2 protein-coding genes are annotated in these 22,186 nt (G+C 41.8%); both read right to left on the bottom strand.

Going from position 1 to position 22,186, the window contains the following annotated elements; genetic code table 11:
• Window positions 1-370: 370 nt before the first annotated feature.
• Entirely contained in the window at window positions 371-10,192 is a 9,822-nt protein-coding gene (locus BLS69_RS05520) for a non-ribosomal peptide synthetase (protein ID WP_091029216.1), read from the bottom strand.
• A gap of 35 nt (window positions 10,193-10,227) precedes the next feature.
• On the bottom strand, window positions 10,228-22,116 hold the full coding sequence (locus tag BLS69_RS05515; RefSeq protein ID WP_091029213.1) for a non-ribosomal peptide synthetase: 11,889 nt from the start codon (window positions 22,114-22,116) through the stop codon (window positions 10,228-10,230).
• Window positions 22,117-22,186: the final 70 nt, after the last annotated feature.

Here is a 22,186-nt window from a genome sequence, read left to right as displayed (position 1 = left end):
ATTCCATTCAATCATAACCATCCTCAGCTTCGGGTAGTTCCTTGCATCATTAACGGAGCATAAAAAGGGGATGCCATAAGTCATGAGCATGACTGAGGACATCCCTTATAAAAGTTATTTTATTCTAATGAACCTGGCACACGCTATTCGCTCTGATTTGCACAAGTCTATGGTGTAACGAATCACAGAGACGTTATTTCGTCGATTGGGTCGTTTTTTAGGTTCTGACACCCTGATATGATGAAATAACGTTACTGAGGTTCGTTTAAGTTTGCCGTTCACATCGAATCTACCTCTTAAGACGCGTCAGATTCGTTAGCGCTTTGAGTGAGGAGGAAACTCACTTTTGGAGAGGCCCATTATTTTTCCATTAATAAATGTTCGACGTACTCAACGCAAGTTCGTTTATTTTAACTTCCGGGTTACTTACCACCTGTTGAATCATGGAAATAAAGTGTTTTTGAATCTGTTCAACGGTAGATAGGTCATACACATTGGCATTATACATCAATATGATCTTCATGTTCTCATGGGGCTTGACGATCAAAGTAAAATCAAAACTATTGTGTTCTGTACCCCCAACATTCATAATTTCAAGCGGTATTTCGCCTTTTTGACCCAAACTCTCCATTCGATGCTCTACCGGGAAGTTCTGATATACAACAACATGGTTAATCAGAGATTGTTTTTGCTTGGTCAGATTTTGAATATCATATAACGAATACGTGTCATATGCATGTGACTCCACAGCTTGTGCCTGATTCCTTTTCATTAAAGATATAAATGACTCATCGGCCTGAGCCTGGATACGAACAGGAATCGCATTAATAAATAATCCAATCATACTTTCGATCCCAGGAATAACAGGCGGTCTGCCCGATACAACACTTCCGAATACAACATCATTGCTTTCATTGTATTGCTGCAACAATACACCCCAAGCAGTCTGAACTAACGTATGGAGCGTTACATGCTGCTGTTCCGCAATCTGTTTCATTTGCTCAATTAGTACATCATCCAAATAACAGTTTAGCGTTCTGGAATCCTGTCTTTCATGTTTCGGTTTGATTTTTTCTCCAGGCAATTTCGTTTGCCCTTCATAACCTTCCAGGTAATGACTCCAATAGTTTATTGCACCTTGATGATCTTGCTGTTCCAGCCATTCAATGAATTGACTATACGGTGTTAATAGAGTCACTTGAGGCTTTCTATTTTCCCGAATCGCAAAATAATTTTCAAATATCTCTTTGCTTACAAGAGACATACACCAGCCGTCCATCAAAATATGGTGAAAACTCCATATGACGCGGTATTCCTCAGGCTTTATTCGTAAAACAGACATGCGTATTAGCGAATCTCGTTGTAAGTCAAATCCTCTTGCCTTGTCCTGCTCAATATACTCGTCAACATACGTTTTACCTTGCAGCTCACTTTTGCCAGCTACATCTTCATAGTTAAATTCAAATTTCTTCTCTTGATACACGATTTGAAGAGGGATGTCCACGAAATCACTGTAAAAATTAGTTCTTAATATCGCATGCCTTTGCATTAGTTGATCCAAACTTTGCGCAAAAGAGGCAACATCCAAATCTCCACGCATATCAAACATGATTTGTACAAAGTAAGCGCCCGAAATTGGATTCCGTTCACTTTCGTACAACATTTCCTTCTGTAATGGTGTAAGTGGGTACACATTTTCGATTCGACCGATGTGCCCAGTTTGTTCCACGATTTGATCCAATTGATCAATGGTTAATGACTTGCATGAAATATCACTTGGCGTAAGCTCGGTTTGTTCCTTCGTTACACAATGTTCAACGACTCTATTAAGACCTTCCTTATAGATACAAGCCAATTGCTCCATCGTTTCCCGGCGATATTGTTTTTGACTATAGTTAATGGACAGCGACAACCGACCCTCTGTAACAATGCCATTGATATTCAGCACAAAAGGTCTCTTGTTGTTTTCACTTACGGATGGCCCGCTGGAATAATGCGAGAATTTAATGCCATCTTGGCCCGAATCCTGATTCACCTGTCCCATATAGTTGAAACTAATTTCGGGATTTTTCTCTAACTTGAATCCTTCATTTCCATGTGACAAATACCTTGAAATCCCGTAACCAATGCCTTTAGTTGGGATCTGACGCAGTCTTTCCTTGACGGTCTTAATCCTCCTTGATAAGTCAGCCCCGGACTCCATCGTAATCATAACGGGGTACATGCTCGTAAACCATCCCACTGTACGCGTAATGTCCAGCTCTGGCAGGATGTCTTCTCTACCGTGCCCTTCCAGATTTACAAGAATTTCTCCCATGCCTGTCCAATCATGAACTGCCATTCCCAATGCCGTTAGCAATATATCATTAATTTCCGTATGGTACGCATGATGTGTCTGTTTTAATAATTGCTCCGTTTCCGCTGCTGTCCAATGAATGGTGATCGTTTCACTATCTTTGCCAATCGTCTCATCACAATCCATATCTTTAGGCAGCGGGCTTAGCTGGGCCTGCTCCACACGACTCCAGTATGGATTCTCTTGCTTCATCGCCGCACTGTCTGCAAACGTAGACAATTGTTCTGCCCATTGTTTAAACGAGGTCGTTTTTTGAGGAAGCTGGATTTCTTGGCCTCTCAAGAACTGATCATGTCCTGTCTGAATATCTTCATATAAAATACGCCATGAAACCCCGTCTACCAACAAATGATGGATGGCAATAAGCAGGTGATCCCCTTCAGCACATTGGAACAACCCAAGTTTGATCAAAGGCCCGTGAGACAGATCCATACCACTCTGAATTTCTTTTGCTTTATTTTCAATGAACGATGCAGGATCTGCTTCTGTTTTGAGGTCAACGATTTCAAGGCTGTATAATCCATCTTCGTCTGCCCCTCGATTCCACGCTTCATATCCACCTTCAGGCGCTTGACGATAAAGGATGCGGAGAGCATCATGCTGTTTAACGATCTTATCCATGATGCTGTGAATAAAGCGGACATCAAACCCTTTTTCACGAAAGAACATCATTTCCTGATTGTAATGATGTGCGTCCACCATATTTTGATCAAAGAACCAGCGCTGAACAGGTGTCAGCATCACTTGTCCCGTAACTTCCCCTTGGTCAGAAATAGTACTCACAGATGTAACGTGTTCACTCAACTCTGCTACTGTCGGATAGGTGAAGAAATGCTTCATTTCCAATTTATACCCTGCTTGAAGCAGTCGTGAGGAAACTTGAATACATTTAATCGAATCGCCCCCGAGTTCAAAGAAATGATCTGATGTGCTAACCTTTTGAACACCAAGCACAGCTTCCCAGGCAGAGACGATCGCTTGTTCTACAGCGTTTTGTGGCGCCATATACTCGGTGCCTTTTTGCATATGCTCTTGTGGAGTTGGTAATGCCTTTCGGTCAACCTTTCCATTGGAAGTTATCGGTATATGCTCTAATTGAACAAAATAAGACGGGATCATATAATCCGGAATTTCATGAGATAATGCCATTCTGATTTTCTTCGCTGTCAGTGAGCCGTCGCCTTTCCAGTACGCACACAACTGCTTCGAACCATCCTCATGCTCACGGGCAATAACGACCGCTTCCTGAATGGAGTCTATTTGCAAAAGCGCAGTTTCCACTTCGCCAAGCTCAATTCGGTAACCGCGAATTTTCACTTGATGATCGATTCGTCCCAGATATTCAATATTTCCATCCGGCAGCCATCTTGCGGCATCTCCTGTGCGATACATTTTCCCTTCTGTAATCCAGGGGTGATCAACAAATTTCTCCGCGGTTAAATCAGGCCGGTTCAGATAACCTCTGGCAAGGCCCTCACCTGCTACAACTAATTCTCCCTGAACACCGATCGGTTGAATGCGTTGATGTTTATCCAGAATATAGGTCTGCAACGTCGGGATTGGTTTTCCAATATTGCTCTTTCCAGCATGTATTTCAATGTCGGTTATTTCCTTATAAGTTACATGAACCGTTGTTTCGGTTATCCCATACATATTAATTAACTGGATAAATGGATATTTCAGCTTCCATTCCTTCAATAACACGGGATTGAGGGCTTCTCCTCCAAAAATCACTTTTCTTAATTTCAGATCTGCTGCATGACCTGCCAGTTCTTCCTGAAGAAGATGATAGAAATACGTTGGCGTTTGATTCAATATCGTCACTTGCTCGTCTTTTAACAATTGTAGAAATTGTTCCGGACTTTTTGCCGTCATTTGAGGTACGATAACCAGTTTTCCGCCATAGAGCAATGCCCCATACATTTCCCATACCGAAAAATCAAAACAAAAAGAATGGAATAATGTCCATGTATCTGATGCATTAAAATCAAACAAATTTTTACTATTGAACAACAATCGCACCACATTTTTATGTTCAATACATGTCCCTTTTGGTTTACCTGTTGTTCCTGAGGTATAAATTACATATGCCAGGCCTGTTGGTGCAGCAGTCACTCCCAAGTTGGAATGATCTTCATGATAGGACTCAGATAGATCCAGGCAAACGACCTTTCCTGCAAAAGAGATGCGTTCTTGCAAATGACTTTGCAGCAATAATACATGTACACCCGAATCCTCAAGCATGTAGTTTACACGATCCTCTGGATATTCGGGATCAATCGGCACGTATGCACCACCCGCTTTCAAAATCGCAAGGATTCCTACAACCATGTCTAGCGAACGATCAGCGATGATCCCGACTAACTGATCATTTTGAATGCCTTTAGCCTTCAGCGTTCTTGCCAATTGGTTGGCTTTCTCGTTCAGCCCTTGATAGTTCAAATGTTGATCCTCAAATACAACCGCAACGTGTGCAGGAGTCCTTGCCGCCTGTTCCTCAAACAGTCCATGAATTGTCTTGTCCATTGGATATTCAGCCATAGAATCATTAAACTGTTCCAAAATTTGTGTTTTCTCCTGTGTTGTCGTCAAGTCAATGTCATGGATCGGAATATTCGGATTGTTGACCACTTGCTTCAACATCTGAATCAAATGACCTTGAATGCGTTCTACGCTTGCCCGATCATAGACGTTAGCATTGTAATAGAACATACATTTCATGGATTGGCCTGGTTTAATAATCAGGTTAAAGTCATAATTCGTTTGTTCATCTGCTTCTACATTCGTAATCCGAAGAGTTGTCTCCTCCTGATCCCCAAACTGTTCCATAATGCCCTGTACAGGATAATTCTCGAATATCAGGATATGATCAATCAAATTTTGCTTTTGCGATGTTTCCGCTTGAATCTCGTATAACGGATACGTGTCATGTGGATGCGAAGCCACAGCTTGTTCCTGATTCCGTTTCATAACCGCTGCAAATGTCTCGTTACCTTTAGTCTGAACGCGTACAGGAATGGTATTGATGAATAAACCAATGATTCGCTCAACTCCGACAATCGCCGCAGGTCTGCCCGACACCACGCTTCCGAATACAACATCCTCACTGCCGTTATATATCTGTAGCAACATTCCCCAGGCTGTCTGCATGAACGTATTCAGCGTCACCTGATTCTGACTGGCCACATGTGCGATTTGTCCGGTTAATTCCTGACTTAATGTACAAATCATATGCTCTGAATGATATTCATCACTCTTCGTAATTGAATGTTCTTTTGGCAAAGTGGTCTGCTCATCATAACCTTCCATATAGTCACGCCAATATTTCAGGGACTCTTCATGATCTTGGTTGTCCAGCCATTCAATATAATGTTTGTATGGAATCGTACTCTTTGCCTCCAGTTTTCGTTGTTCCTGAATAGCAAAGTATCCATCAAACAACTCCTGGATTACAAGAGACAGGCACCAGCCATCCATCAAAATATGATGATAATTCCAAATGAAACGATAGGTTTGGTCATGCGTTCGCAAGATCGAAATACGCATTAACACATCCTGAGACAGGTCGAAACCTTTTATTTTATCTGCTCTTGTATAATCTGCCACGTATGCTTCACGATCTTCTTCGTTCATCTCACGCAAATCTTCGTATATTAGCCCATTCCGTTTATGACGGTATACCACTTGCAGGGGTCCATTCTTCCATTTGCTATGAAAATTTGTTCTGAGAATCGAATTACGCTGCATCAACTGATCCAGACTCTTCGTAAAAGCTTCCACGTCTAACGGACCATGAAGATCCAACGTGGTTTGAAGGAAATACGCTTCCGATTTTGAATGAAGCAAATGATGAAAGAACATCCCATTTTGCATCGGTGACAAAGCATATATATCTTCGATTTCACCAATGTGTTCCGATTCTTGAACAAATCCTTCTAATTCTTCAATCGTAATTCCTTTTAACGTTAGATCACTTGGTGTACATTCCGGCTTCTCTTTTGTCACACAATGTATCACGATTTCTTGCAGATGATCTCTAAAATATGTTGCCACTCGCTCCATCGTTTCTTTTTGATATTGTGTGCGACTATACCGAAGTGACAACGTCAATTTGCCTTCCACAATTAAGGCATTCATATCGATAAGAACATTTCTTCTGTGATTGTCGCTTGCTGTTGCTCCGCCTGGATAGGGAGAAATCTGCATCCCACTATTCTGAAGATCCTGATCAAATTGTCCCAAATAGTTAAAGCTAATTTCAGGATTTAAGGTAAAAGGAGTTTCTTGCTGCTGTGCACTTAAATATCGTAAAATACCATAACCAATCCCTTTTTTAGGGATTTGACGAATCATTTCTTTGTTTGTTTTGATGAAAAGAGACATATTTGAACTTGCTTCCATATCAAGTACAACCGGATACTGGCTCGTAAACCATCCGATCGTTCGTGTAATATCGAGATCCGGTATAATTTGTTCTCTTCCATGTCCCTCCAGATTGACCAGCACTTTATCCATGCCTGTCCATTGGTGAATAGACATGCCTAATGCATGGAGTAGCAAATCGCTAATCTCCGTTTTATAAGCACGATTCGCTTGTTTTAATAATTGCTCCGTTTCTGCTACTGACCATTCCATTGTGATTTCTTCACTGTCTTTTTCCAGTGCATGATCCGCTTTAAAATCTGTAGGTAACGACTTATAGGTTGCTTTTTCAATTTCATTCCAATATGCAATCTCTTGCGTTATCGCATCACTGTTCGCATACAACTGGAGCTGTTCTGCCCATAATTGAAAGGAAGCCGTTTTTTGCGCTAGTTGAATGGGTTCGCCATCACTTAATTGTTCATAGCCTCTCGATAGGTCTTCGATCAAAATTCGCCATGAAACTCCGTCGATGACTAGATGATGAATAACGATTAGTAGATGATCTCCGTCTGCACATTGAAATACGCCCAGCTTCATCAAGGGTCCACGTTCCACGTTAAACTTGCTTTGCATTTCATTTGCTTTCTTCTCGATTTCTTGAGACGGATCTGCTAATGACTTAAAGTCCATCATTTCAAGTGTATATAAGGGTTCTCTTGCCAACCCTTCATTCCACGCTTCATACCCCCGCTCCATATGGCGATATACCATACGAAGTGCATCATGATGCTCACTCAATTTATCGAATACACGGCGAAGTGTGGCTTCGTGAAAACCTTCTTTCCGATACAACATCACGGACTGATTATAATGATGGGCGTCCACCTTGTATTGCTCAAAAAACCAATGCTGGATTGGAGTCAGCATCACTTTTCCAGTGATGATTCCCTGTTCTGACAGGGTACTTATGGGTTGAACATAGGGAATCAAGCTTGCTATGGTTGGATTTTTAAACAGATGATCCATCTGCACCTGGTAACCTGCTTGATATAACCTTGAAGAGACTTGAATGGATTTAATCGAATCTCCTCCAAGCTCGAAGAAATTATCCAAAATCCCAATGTTCTCTACCCCAAGTACCTCTTCCCAGATCGATACAAGTTGTTGTTCCACCATCGTTCGGGGTGCTTCGTACTCCATGCCCTTCAACATATGTTCTTTGGGAGCAGGCAAAGCTTTGCGATCGATTTTCCCGTTAGACGTGAGCGGCATCTGATCCAGTTGTATAAAATAGGACGGAATCATGTAGTTTGGCAGCTGCTGGGACAGCGCCTCCCGCAGTTCCCCGATCGTGATTGCATCCTCTCCTACCAGGTACGCACATAATTGTTTGGTTCCCGTTTCATCTTCTCTGGCTATGACGATGGCCTCTTTTATCTGGGTACTATTTAGAAGAGCCGTCTCCACTTCACCAAGTTCAATCCGGTGTCCACGAATTTTCTCTTGATAATCTACCCTTCCTATATACTCTATGTTCCCATCGGGCAGCCATCTTGCGAAGTCACCTGTCTTGTACATTTTCGCTCCCGAAACAAATGGATCATCCACGAATTTCTCCGCAGTCAGATCTGGACGGTTCAAGTAACCTCTGGATAACCCTGCTCCGGCTACACATAATTCTCCCTGAACTCCAATAGGCTGCAATTCATTCCGTTCTCCTAAAATGTAGACCCTATTGTTCGCAATGGGCTTCCCGATTGAAATCTTTTGATCTGCCGACTTGATCGACAGAACTGTGGATACAACACTATTTTCGGTTGGACCGTATTCATTACACACTTCGATGCGTGGATTGATGCGCTGCAATTTGTGTATTAAGGCAGGAACAATTTTCTCTCCCGCAGCCACCACATTTTTCATGGATGCCCAATCTCCCCCGCTTACTTGTTCCAATAGGGTCATCAAGAAACTGGGTGGACTTTGGATGTGCGTGATTTGCTGTTTTTTGGTCATCGTATTGATGGCTACAGCATCTTTACACTGTTCCTGGTTTAACAAATATACCGTCGATCCAGATATTATCGGACCAAAGAAGTGGGTAATAAATGAATCAAAAACGAAGGGATTCAGCATTATTACCCGATCATCTCCGGTAAAATGATAAAAATCCGATTTCCATTGCAGGGAATTCACAATGCTGGAATGTTCAATCATTACGCCTTTGGGATGACCTGTTGTTCCAGACGTGTAGATCATGTATGCCAAATCACTGGAGATCGCTCCATCTTCCAAATTTAAATGATGATCATGGTAATTTATTTCAGAATCCAGAATGACAAATGTCCCTGCATAATGTTCCGGCTTCTGTATATGACCTTGATGCAGCAAGCAAGCCACTTTTGAATCCTCAAGGATGTAATGAATACGATCTGCCGGATATTCCGGATCGATTGGGACATATGCCCCGCCAGCTTTTAAAATACCGAATAAACCTATGATCATCTCAAGTGAGCGCTCTGCCATAATGCCAACGAACTGACCCGCCTGCACCCCCTTAGCTTGAAGCATTCGGGCCAATTGGTTGGATTTTTGATTTAACTCTCTGTACGTTAACTGTCTATTCTCAAATACGACTGCCGGATGGTCCGGTGTTCGTTCAACCTGTTCTTCAAATAATTGATGCATCGTCTTGTTCTGTGGATACTCAACCCTTGTATCGTTAAAGTCATATAACAGCTTGTTTCGATGAAACTCTGATAACATATCAACTTGACTTAACTCCAGATCAGGTTGGTTTAGAACTACGGAAAGCAATTGGTCAAGATGCTCTACAATTTGTACCATATAATCGCGATCATAACGATCATCATCATAAACTAATCTTAACTGAATGAAGTCGTTCTCCAGATCAAAGTGGAACATCGTCGCCGCTTTTACGTTATTTTCATCAAGGGCAGGATGAATTTCATTCAACGAAACCAAGGTATGAATCAGAGGTACATGGTTCGAATCATACTGAACATTTAAACGTTCAACCATTTTTCTGAAAGGGATTCGTTGATGCTGAATAGCTTCGGTTAAACTGGTCTTCACTTGATTAAATATGGATTTGAATGTCATCGCATGATTGATATTATTTTTTAAGACAAGAACCTTATTCGAGAGCGATAGATCATTGTTCTTTTCTTCCATCGTTGGTATGCCAATAATCATCTTGGTTTCATTCGTGTATTTATATAACAGACACTGAACTCCCGTTAATAAGATCGTATATATTGCCATAGGAGCATTTCGCGACATGGACTTGATTTTATATGAAACATCGGCTGACAAAGACTTATATATAGCATTCTGGTGCTGCGTATCGTCTGGGTGTTTGGAGGTTGTCTTGCAATAAGGCAAATGAACAAGATGATCATCATCTTCAAATCGGCTTGCCCAATACGATTCCTGTTTCTTAAAAATAGACATACGGCACCCCGATCACATTTATATTTTTAGTTATTCTAGAAATCTACTTCAATTAGATCAGCCAGCGTATCCCCGTCTATTAATTCTTCAACCAATTGAATCTTGTTGATCTCAATATGAGGGTCGTTGGCAATGGTTGTTAATATGACCAACAGATTTTGTGACATCGCTTCAATCGTTGTTTTCTCAAATAAAATCGTACTGTATTCAAAGGCCACTTCTAACTTGTGTTGCAATTCGGTAACATACAGCGTTAAATCGAATTTGGATACTCTCGTATTTGGAGCATAAGGCTTACAGGTTACTCCATCCATCTGAATCTCTGAAGCATCTGTATTCTGCAATACAAACATGGTGTCAAACAACGGATTCCTCCGAGCATCTTTGGTTACATTTACTTTCTCAATCAATTCTTCAAACGGATAATCCTGATTCTCATATGCGTTCAACATATTTTCTTTCACTTCCAGCAGATACTCCGTGAATGTTTTATCCCCTGCAGGATAATTTCGAATAGCCAGTGTGTTCACGAACATCCCCATGACCGGCTCCAGCTCAGCATGTGTCCTGCCTGCAATCGGCGTGCCCACGATGATATCTTTTTGTCCGCTGTATTTAGATAATAGAATCGTATAGGCGGCTAATAGAATCATATATAGCGTTGTTCCTGTCCGTACTTCCATGTTCCTTAAGCCTGGAAGAATGTCTTCCTGCAAAACAATGTCCAATACATCTCCCGCATAGCTTAGCGTTTCAGGTCTTTCGTAGTCTGTTGGCAGATCCAATAGCGGGATACTCTCACCAAACACAGTAAGCCAATACTTCTCCTGCTTTTTCATCCGCTCACTATGAAGTTGCATTTGCTGCCATTCAGCATAGTCCTTATACTGAATTCGAAGAGGAGATAGCTCCTCTCCTTTATAGAATTGGCTAAGTTCAGTCATCAGAAGATGCACGGATAGTCCGTCTGCAATGATATGGTGGAGATCTACCAGCAATACATGACGCTCCTGCTGAAGTTCAATAAGTCCCACCCTCATAAGAGGTGCTTGCCCGAGATCAAATGTGCGAACAAACTGTTCAATTCGATCTTCGATCTCTGCTTCCGTTGACTCGATCAATTCAATTCCAAAGTTCACTTTAGGGTATACGATCTGTTTCGGTTCTCCATGTATGACTTTGATTCCAGTCCGAAGTGATTCATGACGATGAATCAATTGTTGGAATGCTTCTTCCAATCTGATCCGATCAAGCGATCCTTCCAACATAAACATACCTGACATGTTGTACATGAGTTCCTTGCCAGCTTTGATGCTCATAATGTACATTCTCATTTGCGCCGAAGAAATAGGATAATATTCTTTTTCCTCCACTTGAGGAATGGACACTAATACATCCTGTTCCATTTGTTCAATAGATTGAGCCATCTGTTCAATGGTCTGCCATTCAAAGACGTTTCTTACCGAGATGTGGATATTCAGCTTTTGATTGATTTTGGCAGCCAGCTTGGTCGCACGTAACGAGTTGCCTCCTACATCAAAAAAATGGTCTTTTACACTGATTTTTTTCACAGCAAGCACATCCTGCCAAATAGGCAGCAACTGTTTTTCCACCCCAGTTCGGGGTTCTATATATTCACTTCCCGTTTGTATGTTTTCTTCTGGACTCGGAAGCGATTTGCGATCGATTTTCCCGTTCGATGTCAGAGGCATGTGATCCAATTGTATAAAGTAGGCTGGTACCATGTAATTCGGCAACACTTTAGAGAGGCTTTGTTTTAACTCTCCCACCGTCAGCGTGGAATCCGCTGTAAAGTATGCACATAATGATTTGTCCCCGTGATCATCCTCATGTGCAATGACGATAACTTCTTTCACACACTCTAGATCTAACAGTGCCGCTTCGACTTCTCCTACTTCGATCCGGTATCCGCGAATTTTAATTTGGTGATCCATTCTTCCCAAATACTCAATATTTCCATCGGGAAGCCATTTCGCCAAATCTCCCGTTTTGTACATTGTCGCTCCCTGGACAAACGGATCACGTACAAATTTTTCTGCGGTCAGCTCAGGTAAATTCAAGTATCCTCTACCAACCCCATCGCCAGAGATACATAATTCCCCTACGACGCCTACAGGCTGAACTTTGCCATGTTTGTTCAATACATACAGGCGATTATTCCCCAGTGTTCGTCCAATCGGTAGGTGAGCTCGTTGATTCGCTGTATCCAGGTCCAGTTGCTCTGGAGTTACACTGTACGTCGCAACATCCACACAACATTCTGTTGGACCGTACACATTAATTATGGTTGGAGGCGTTATATGATTGAGAGCAAATAATGATGTGATTTCATTTACACTTTGCTGAGAAAGAGCTTCACCGCCAATGAGCATATATTTTAGCGATATGCCTTGAACGTTTTTTGCCTTCGAAAGCAATTTCAGGTGCGCAGGTGTTCCGTCCGTCAAATCAATTTGATGGTGCTGATAATAATTCATTAAGTCTTGTCCATCCAGTACCGTGTCCTTGTCTACAATAAACAAGGCATGTCCTGACAGCAGTGCGCCAAAAATCTGCTTCACAGATGCATCGAAATAGTAAGGCGCAAGTAAAGCGATATGCAAACCGCTATGCTGATCATCTATAACTTGACTGTACAACGCTTTAACCAAGTGATGAACCTGACGATGTTCGATCATCACACCTTTTGGCATGCCTGTTGTGCCTGAAGTATAGATCACATAAGCCAACTGCTCGGAATCCCCGGCCGGTTCCAGATTCGACAGATTAGCTGCATAGGTTTCTTCATCGTCCAAATCAATCATTTTTCCATTAAACGATACCAACTGCTTCAAATGTTTTTGCGTGACTAACAACGTTGCCCCCGAATCATGCAGGATATAGCGGATACGCTCTTCAGGAGAATCCGGATCAATCGGTACATACGCCCCGCCTGCTTTTAGAATGCCAAAGATGCCAACGATCATATCAACCGAACGATCTGTCAGAATACCTACAAATTGATCCTGCTGCACTCCCTCAGCTCTAAGCGTATATGCCAACTGATTCGCCCGTTCATTCAATTGACGATACGTCCATTGCTCATCTCCAAAAGCGACGGCTAATTGATCGGGTGTCCGTTCCACCTGTGCTTCGAATAACTCCTGAATGGTCTGATTCCGTGAATACGCTATGTTGGTATCATTAAACTCATGTAAAAGAACGTGCTGCTCATGTTCAGACAGCATTTGAATATCGGACAGGGTAGCATCCGGTTCAATCACAATGTCTCTAAGGATGTTGAACAGATGTGTTTTCATCCTGTCGATGGTGTCCCGTTCAAACAGTCCCGTCTTGTAATTAAAGTGCATTTCCAGACACTCATTATCATCCTCAACGATGAACATCAGATCATATAACGATACACCGACATTTAATTCTCTAACTTTAAAGCTGCAATCCTGTTCTTGCCGTTGATTCAACGCGGTATTTAAGAAGATATACATTGTATTAAAAAGCGCTGTCCCAGTGGTATCACGATGTGTGTTTAATTTCTCTACAAGATTGTCAAAAAGATAGTCCTGGTTATCCAATGCATCCAGGGATTGTTTTTTAATTTCCTCGAGATAGGATCGAAACGACTTATTCCCCACCGGCTGTGATCGAATCGCTACCGTCTGGATAAAGACACCTATCATATTCTCGACATCCGGATGGTTTCTTCCTGATGTTGGTGTACCTACAATCAAGTCTTCTTGATCCGTATATTGATGAAGCAGCACATTATACGCTGCCAATAACACCATAAACATCGTAGTTCCCGTTTGTTTCGCAAGTTTCTCCAGCGACTGCTTCAAGTGTGCGTCCAACACAAATGACAATCTTGAACCTGCCGAAGTCAAATGAGGTGTCCGAACAAAATCAGTAGGCAGATTAAGGTTCGGGAGTTCTCCTTTGAATTGATCCAGCCAATATTTTTCTTGCTGCTTATAAGACTCCCCCGCCAGAAATTCTTTCTGCCAAGCTGCAAAGTCTTTGTATTCAATATCAATATCCGGCATGTTTCTTCCGTCATATTCATCGATCAGTTCATTCGCAAGAATGCCAACGGAATATCCGTCCGATATAATATGATGCATCTCAATGAGAATCTCTGCATGATCATCGTTTACACGAATGAATTCGGCACGTATTAATGGCGCTTTGGAGCAATCAAATGGTTTTGCAAACGCCTTAACATGTTGTTCAAATGAAGCAGAGCTTTCCTGAGATCGTTTCACTTCAAAATCAATCGTTGGAGCAATACGCTGGTAAAGCTCTCCATCCATCAGATGGAAACTGGTGCGAAAAGCTTCGTGACGGTGCACGATTTGTTCCAATGACGAAATCAATTTAGCTTCATCGATATTTCCTGTGACCGTAATATGGCCGCACATGTTCTGAAACACACTATTCGGCTCAAATTGATCCAGAAAGTAGATTCGCTGTTGTGCAGCTGACGTCTCATAGAACTCCTTCACGTCCAATGCCTTGATTGGAATGAATGTTTCCTCGTTCTCGCCTGTAATCAGACTGGCAAGCTCTTTCAGACGTTGCTTTTGGAAGAATTGAACGATTGAAATTTTGTGTTGAAACTGCTCATGTACCTTGGATAGCATTACTGTCGCCTTGAGCGAGTTTCCTCCGAGATCAAAAAAGTGATCATGTCTCCCCACTTGATCGAGGGATAATACGTCCTCCCAGATCAAAGCCAGCTTTTTCTCCACGTCATTGACTGGAAGCTCGAATATGGCTGCATGATTAACGTGAGGAAGACGCTCCGTAACAAACCGAGTATACATTTCCTGTAATTGGTCCTGTTGATCGGATGAGAACAACGTCAAAGACGAAATTTCAGCCTCTGGATGACTCACCATACTTTGAAGTAAAACCTTAAATCCTTCGGACCACAATTTCATCATCTCAGGTCCAATAAGATCGGTATTGTAATCAAAATCCAGGTACAATTCATGGCTAACATCCGTAATATTAAGAAATAAATCGTAAGAAATATGTTTGATCGGATACGACATGAATTCAGTCTTGATATTTTCAAATTGGAGATGATGAATCGTTCTGTCCATATTGAATAAAATCCGTGTATCCGGTGCAGTCATATCAGCAAGCTGTTCGGATACGAGAGTCAGTGGGACATGCTGATGCTTCATGACAAGAGCCAGCGTTTCCTTGAGCTGAAGAACATGCTCTACAACGGATTGCTTCGTTAACAAGGCATGATGAACAGGTACAATGTTGACACAGTTGCCAATCAGCGCATTTTTTCGCATGTGAGACTGACCCGCTGTAGGCACGCCAATGACAAGGTGAGACTGCCCTGTTAGTTGATGCAAATATAAATGAAACGCTGCAAACATCGTTACAAACAAACTGCTCTTATTATTTATACTTAACGTTCGCAAAGACTCCGTTAATTGATGATCCAGCTTGATGGAATACCTTTCACCAGAATATCCCCTGGGCACATCACCGGACTGCACCGTTGGAAGTGTAATGTTCGGATAGGATAAGGAAAATTGTTCTTTCCAGAACTGGACTCCTTCGTTAAATGAGCCTTTTTCATGTTCAAGTCGTTGCCAGCTTAAATACTCACGGAATGGAGTGGCTTCAGGTAATTGAACCGGAACCCCTCGGACAAGAGCAGAATAGGTATGTTCCAACTCTTGAATGAATACAGCAATCGACCAGCCATCTACAACAATATGATGAAATGTCAGCACCATAAGGTATTGATCGGCTGCCTTTTTAAGCAAGGTGATTCTAAATAGAGGTTCCCCGGACTGTAAATCGAAGGCTTCATTTGCATCGGCAGATAACCAATTGGAAATTTCCCGTTCTTGATCCTCACCCGCATATGCCGAGAAATTCAACCATGTACATTGAAATTCCATTACGGATCTGATTTGTTGTGTTTCACGATCGGCATGAATGACTGTTCTCAGGGCTTCATGACGCTGTGCGATCTGATTCACGGCCTGATCCAGTGTGGAAGGCTTTATTCCACCTGTCATTTTTAAAATAACACTCTGATTTAATGCAGCATTCGCATCTTCCCCATGTAATGAAGTTAACAATAATTGTTTTTGCTCTAAAGAGAGCGGATATTCCGAAACAGGCGATTCACCAGGGATAAACCCCCACTCGCGTAGTTCATGGATCGTCCCTTTCACGATTCTGATTATCGTATCCATGTCACCCATGGAATGCACAGTCGATATAAAACAGTTACGACCTTCCCAAATATATAAACCTTTATAAATTAAATGGTAGAAGAATAATTCCATATCTCCAAATGATATAAATCGAAATAAAGATCCATAGTTCACCATTTGCATCGGTACATTCGCTGTTTTGAAAAACGCATTTAATTCTTTTACAAGATAATCTGTTTTTTCATTTAATTCCTTATATAAGGTTTCTGCTTCAGATTGAAGATATTGTAGTACCGTTAACATCACTCTCATCGTAAGAGGGTGTGTACAGAAGGTTCCACCGACAAACGTTTTCTTATCTGCATCGGAAGGGTAAGAATCATCACCAAAGTTCCAGGTTCCACCATCCACCGGATTCATAAATTCAGCCTTACCGGCGACTATGCCAATAGGCAGCCCGCCACCGACCACTTTCCCATACGTAACCAAATCTGCTTGAACGCCAAACCAATCCTGCGCTCCACCCAATCCAATTCTGAATCCAGTGATGACCTCATCGAAAATAAGTGCAATGCCAAACTGTTTCGTGATCTCTCTAAGTTCCCGTAAGAATTGTGTAGGCTGCAGATCAGGTCTTCGACTTTGCACCGGCTCTACAAGCACAGCAGCCAATTCATCACCCAGGTTCTGAATCATATCCAGTGATTGCGGATGGTTATAATTAAGAATAATCAAATCTTCCATAGCGCTATTTACAATACCAGGAGCCATAGGCAGCGCAGACGATAAAGCATCCCCAGGATTCGCTACACCCAACACGCCGTCATGTGTACCGTGGTAAGATCCTGAAAATAATACAACTTTGGAACGCCCCGTTGCTGCCCTTGCTAAACGAAGTGCAACCATGACAGCTTCTGTTCCTGAATTATAAAATGCGACACGCTCTACACCCGTTAGCTCGGAAATTTTAGCTGCGACATCTCCTGCCAAGTCTGACATAGGCCCCAATGGAGGCAATTGTTCCTGGAGGCTGTCTGATATTACATTTTGAATAAACGCTGGATTATGGCCAAATAGATTTACACCAAATCCCATCGTCAGATCCAAATACTCATTCCCATCCATATCCCATAACTTTGCTCCCTCTGCACGCGTTGAAATGATGGGATACACCATTTCCTTCCAATACGAGCGAAATCCGGATACATTGCGATTATTCGCATGAACCAAACGTGTTTGGCCTGTTTTTAATTTGGAGCCTTTGGTTCTTGCGGTATACTTGGCTATAAATTGTTCAACATACTGGTTCTGAAGCGGTGATAATCCGCTCTCTTCATGAATTTTCAACGATTGATAGGGTATAAAAGGTTTGGCTTCCTTCGAATCCGAATTGGGTTGGATCTCTTTGGTTGGTTTGGTTTCATGATGTTTCATTTCCAAAAGCGGGGATTGAACAGCATTCATTTGCTCGCCTAACAGCACATTCAAACTTTTTAATTGGGATTCCATGAGCTGAATGGCAGACATCACAATTTGCTCCGACACATTCCCTGATGATTTTGCCGTATTTATATTGTTCACAGATGCCAGATTTCGTTGTTCAGTATGCTCCTGAACTGTTTGATTGTTTATGTTTTCAGATACATCATGATGCTTGATATTCTCTGACACATATTTAACTAAGGAATTAATATTTGTAAGGGTTTCAAAAAACATTTCCATCGGGATATCCAAACGGAACAGCTCTGAGATCTCCTTCTGAATTTGCACAAGAATGATGGAATCCAATCCCATTTGGAGAAAATGAGCTTGATGATCCAGCTCTTCCAACTTCAAACCAGATGCACGACTGATGCTTGTTTTAATCTTTAATTCAATATCGTTTGTATCCATCTCCATTTGAACCTCACTCCTCCCAGACCTATGCTCCGCTGGTATCGGCTGTTTAACTTCAATCCAACACCGTTTCTGTTCAAAAGGGTATAACGGCAATGGAATTTTCGAAATGACTTCATGGTTATAAAATCTTTCCCAATCTATCACTGCCCCCTGTGTAAATAACTGACCGAGTTCATTTAAAGATTCTGCCTTTCCCCGAGCATAGAGATGATCGCTAACAAGCGTTTTGTCTTTTTTGGCATAACCAAAATAAACATTTGGCAGTTTACCCTCTCCGCTTGCAATTCGTTTCAATTTTTCATGTAATTCTTGTGTACTCGTGACTACGATGGCAAGCCGATAATCCAGATTAGCCCTTCCCGTACTGGCTGTACAACAGATTTGTTGAATGGAAACATTCGTGTGATCGGTTAGATATTCATGATACGTTCTGACCAATTCATCCAGCGCCCGTTCCGTGGCAGCAGACAGAACAAATAGATTAGGCTCTTGGGACATCCTTTTATCTACTGTTTGGGAGGGAACATATTCTTCGAGGACCACATGCGCATTGGTACCACTAAAACCAAAAGAACTAACCCCGCATCGTAATGGGCCCTCTTCTTCACCAAAAGCCATTAATTCCTGATTCACATAAAAAGGTGAAGCTTCAAACTTAAGCAGGGGATTAGGCTTGTCAAAGTGAACCAATGGTGGAACCTTTCTATGTTGAAACATAAGAATAGATTTAATTAATCCAGCGATCCCCGCCGCTTCAAAGCCATGTCCAATGTTAGCTTTGGCAGATCCGATTGCACAAAATTGTTTCCGATCCGTATATTTCTCAAAAGCTTTACGCAAAGCATTGAACTCAACCGGATCACCTAATTTTGTTCCTGTTCCATGTGCTTCAATAAAGTTAAGCGTATCAGGAGAAATGCCGGCTTCTTTCCATGCCTGTTCGATCACATTGGTCTGTGACTCCGGGTTAGGTGCTGTGATTCCTACCGTCTTGCCATCCTGATTAATCGCACTTCCCTTAATCACACCATAGATATGATCCCCGTCCTTAATCGCTTGCTGCATTGGCTTCAACATGACCGACCCAACACCTTCACCAAATCCCGTGCCGTTGGCATCTTCGCTAAACGTTCTCGTCAATGCATCTGGAGATTCCATATCCAGTCCGATACTAATCGGTAATAATGCTGTTCGAATGCCTCCTGCGATTGCCATTTCGCAGTCTCCAGCGAGCAATCCTTTACATGCCATGTGAACAGCAACAAGTGAGGAGGAACAAGCGGTATCAATCGTTAAGGCCGGGCCTTTTAAATTCAAGAAATATGCAATTCTGCTCGCCAGTACAGATGGTAAATTTCCAATGATATAATTTTTGAGTTCTGCGGGGTAACTCGCCGTAACGAGCCGTTCGTAATCATATCCAACTTTGGAATACCCCACGTAGACGCCCACATTTCTTCCATTAATTCCTTCCTCTGCATAGCCAGCATCTTCAATCGTATGCCATGCCGTTTGCAAGAACATCCTTTGATTCGGGTCCATAAATTGTGCAGTTTTTGGGGTTATGCCAAAGAAAGAATAGTCGAATTGATCAATTTGATCCAAGTAACCACCCTTGATCCATTGAATTTCGCTCATTTCACTTTGCATGGATTGTATATAATCTGCTGCGTCTTTTATCCGACTTTCAGGGTAGTCCCGAATGTTATGCGTTCCATTTTCCAAAACACGCCAAAAATCGCCTGCATTTGATGCACCAGGGAGATTCAAAGACATACCGATAATAGCAATATCTTTGGATGGCGTATGATCCTCTTGAGTATTGTTGACTTGCATGGTCTCGCTGTAGCCTCTAGCCAGATATGCTGCCAATTCAGTTATCGAGGGATAGGTAAAGAGGTCCGTAACAGCAAGTTCTTCTCCGTATTTTTGTTCTATACGTTCAGCGATTTGGGCCAGCTGTAATGAAGATGCACCCATATCAAAATAGCTATCCTCAAGTTCAACCTTTTTCCCAACCAGCACTTCAGAAAATAGTGAAGTTAATTCACGTTCTATGACTCGAACCGAAACAGCAGCCTTTTCTTTTGCCTTGTCATTGTCATTCTTGATCCAGTCATGGATGAATGCAGATTCTGTTGAGAATTTGCCTGCTTCATACTGCTTGGCTAACTGATACCGCTGGATTTTCCCACTTGTTGTTTTGGGTAATTTTTTGATGGGCAGTACCTCTTTGACACTCCATCCTCCCTGTTTATATAGGTGTCTTTTGATTTCTTTAACAAGAGGCAGGAAGTGTTCGATCTTTTTTTTGTACACGACAAACACAATAATTTCTTCACTTTGACTATTCGAATCATACACACCACAAGCAGCAACTCTTCCGAGTTCAATATCATGTAATTGTATGGCAACACGTTCAATGTCATGGGGATATACATTTTTACCATTGATAAAGATAATGTCTTTTTCTCGCCCTGTTACAACCAGTTTTCCGTTCATGATGAAACCCAGATCGCCTGTATTCACCCATCCGTCGTGCGTTAATAACTTCTCCGTTGCTAGTGAATTATTATAATAACCTTGGGTGACGTTATCCCCCTTGATTTGAATTTTTCCAATAACCAAATCGGGAACACTGTTCATTTCCTCATCGCAAATTCTAACATGGCAATAATCAACTGCCTCGCCAACGGCAACAAATGATGCCACATGTTCAGCATGTTTCTCGACTTCGATGACACGCTCCCCTAAGTTCAGATGTTCCCGGTGAACGTACACCGCAGTAAATTCTTCTTCTACCTTGGGAAAGGAAACGGCAACAGAGGCCTCTGCTAATCCATATACGGTAAACATGGCTGTTTTCTTTAAGTGATATGCTGCCAATACATTTAGGAATTCATCACACACTTCGGGTAATATAGGTTCCGCCCCATTATAGATGACTCTGACAGATGACAGATCCCATCCCTCCGCTTTGTCTTCGCGAAAGAAATTCAGGAAATATTTATAACCAAAGTTAGGGGAAGACAGTATGGTTGCTTTGTGTTCATTTACTTTTTTCATCCATAGAATCGGTTTGCGGATAAATAATTCCGTTGGGAGCAAGTACTGATGAATTCCTGCCACAAGGGGTACGAGATGAAATCCAATCAAACCCATATCATGGGTAAGGGGCATCCAGGAGAGAAAACTATCTTTTGAACTAATTTGTGTGCCATTAATAGCAGCACTAGCATTATAAATGAGGTTTCGATGGGTCAGCATAACGCCCTTGGGGTCGCCGGTTGATCCGGAAGAAAATTGAATAAATGCCAAGTCATCTGGCTTAGGCTCATCATATTTTACAGATTTATAATCATATACGTGGTCTTGTATCATTTCCGTTCTAGACTCTAGTTGATGATGCAAATCCAGTAATTCATGTTCTAAAGCGAACTTTCTCAGTTTATCCAGTACCTTTTCAGATGCAATCATGAAGGGGTTATTCAGTAATTCCCATATCCGGCATACCTTCAAGTTTTGTTCTTCATCTTCACCAATACTTACAGGTACGGGGATCATTCCACCTAGTAAACAAGCCCAGAATGCGACTAAAAAGCGTTTGTTCTCTTGGATCTGAAAAATAATCTCTTGTTTAGGTTTAATTCCGATGGCTTGTAGATAACCTAAATACCCATGTGCTTCAGTAAATAATTGATGATAAGATATAAAAGTTTCACGTTTGTCCGCATCGATAAAACGAATACCGCGGTCCGTTATTTCACCTCTGTCGCGGATCACATCCACTAATGTTTGAAACTGGTTAGTATACATATCTCTCCTCCAAATATATCTTCTCTATCATGCTTATCTAATTATTTACACATATTTCAAGCAAAATTTT

Origin of the sequence: Paenibacillus sp. CF095, from assembly GCF_900101225.1 — a bacterium.
In the GTDB taxonomy this organism is placed as follows: Bacteria; Bacillota; Bacilli; order Paenibacillales; family Paenibacillaceae; genus Paenibacillus.
Note: the sequence above shows the minus strand (reverse complement) of the source record. Positions and strands in the feature narration are given on the sequence as shown.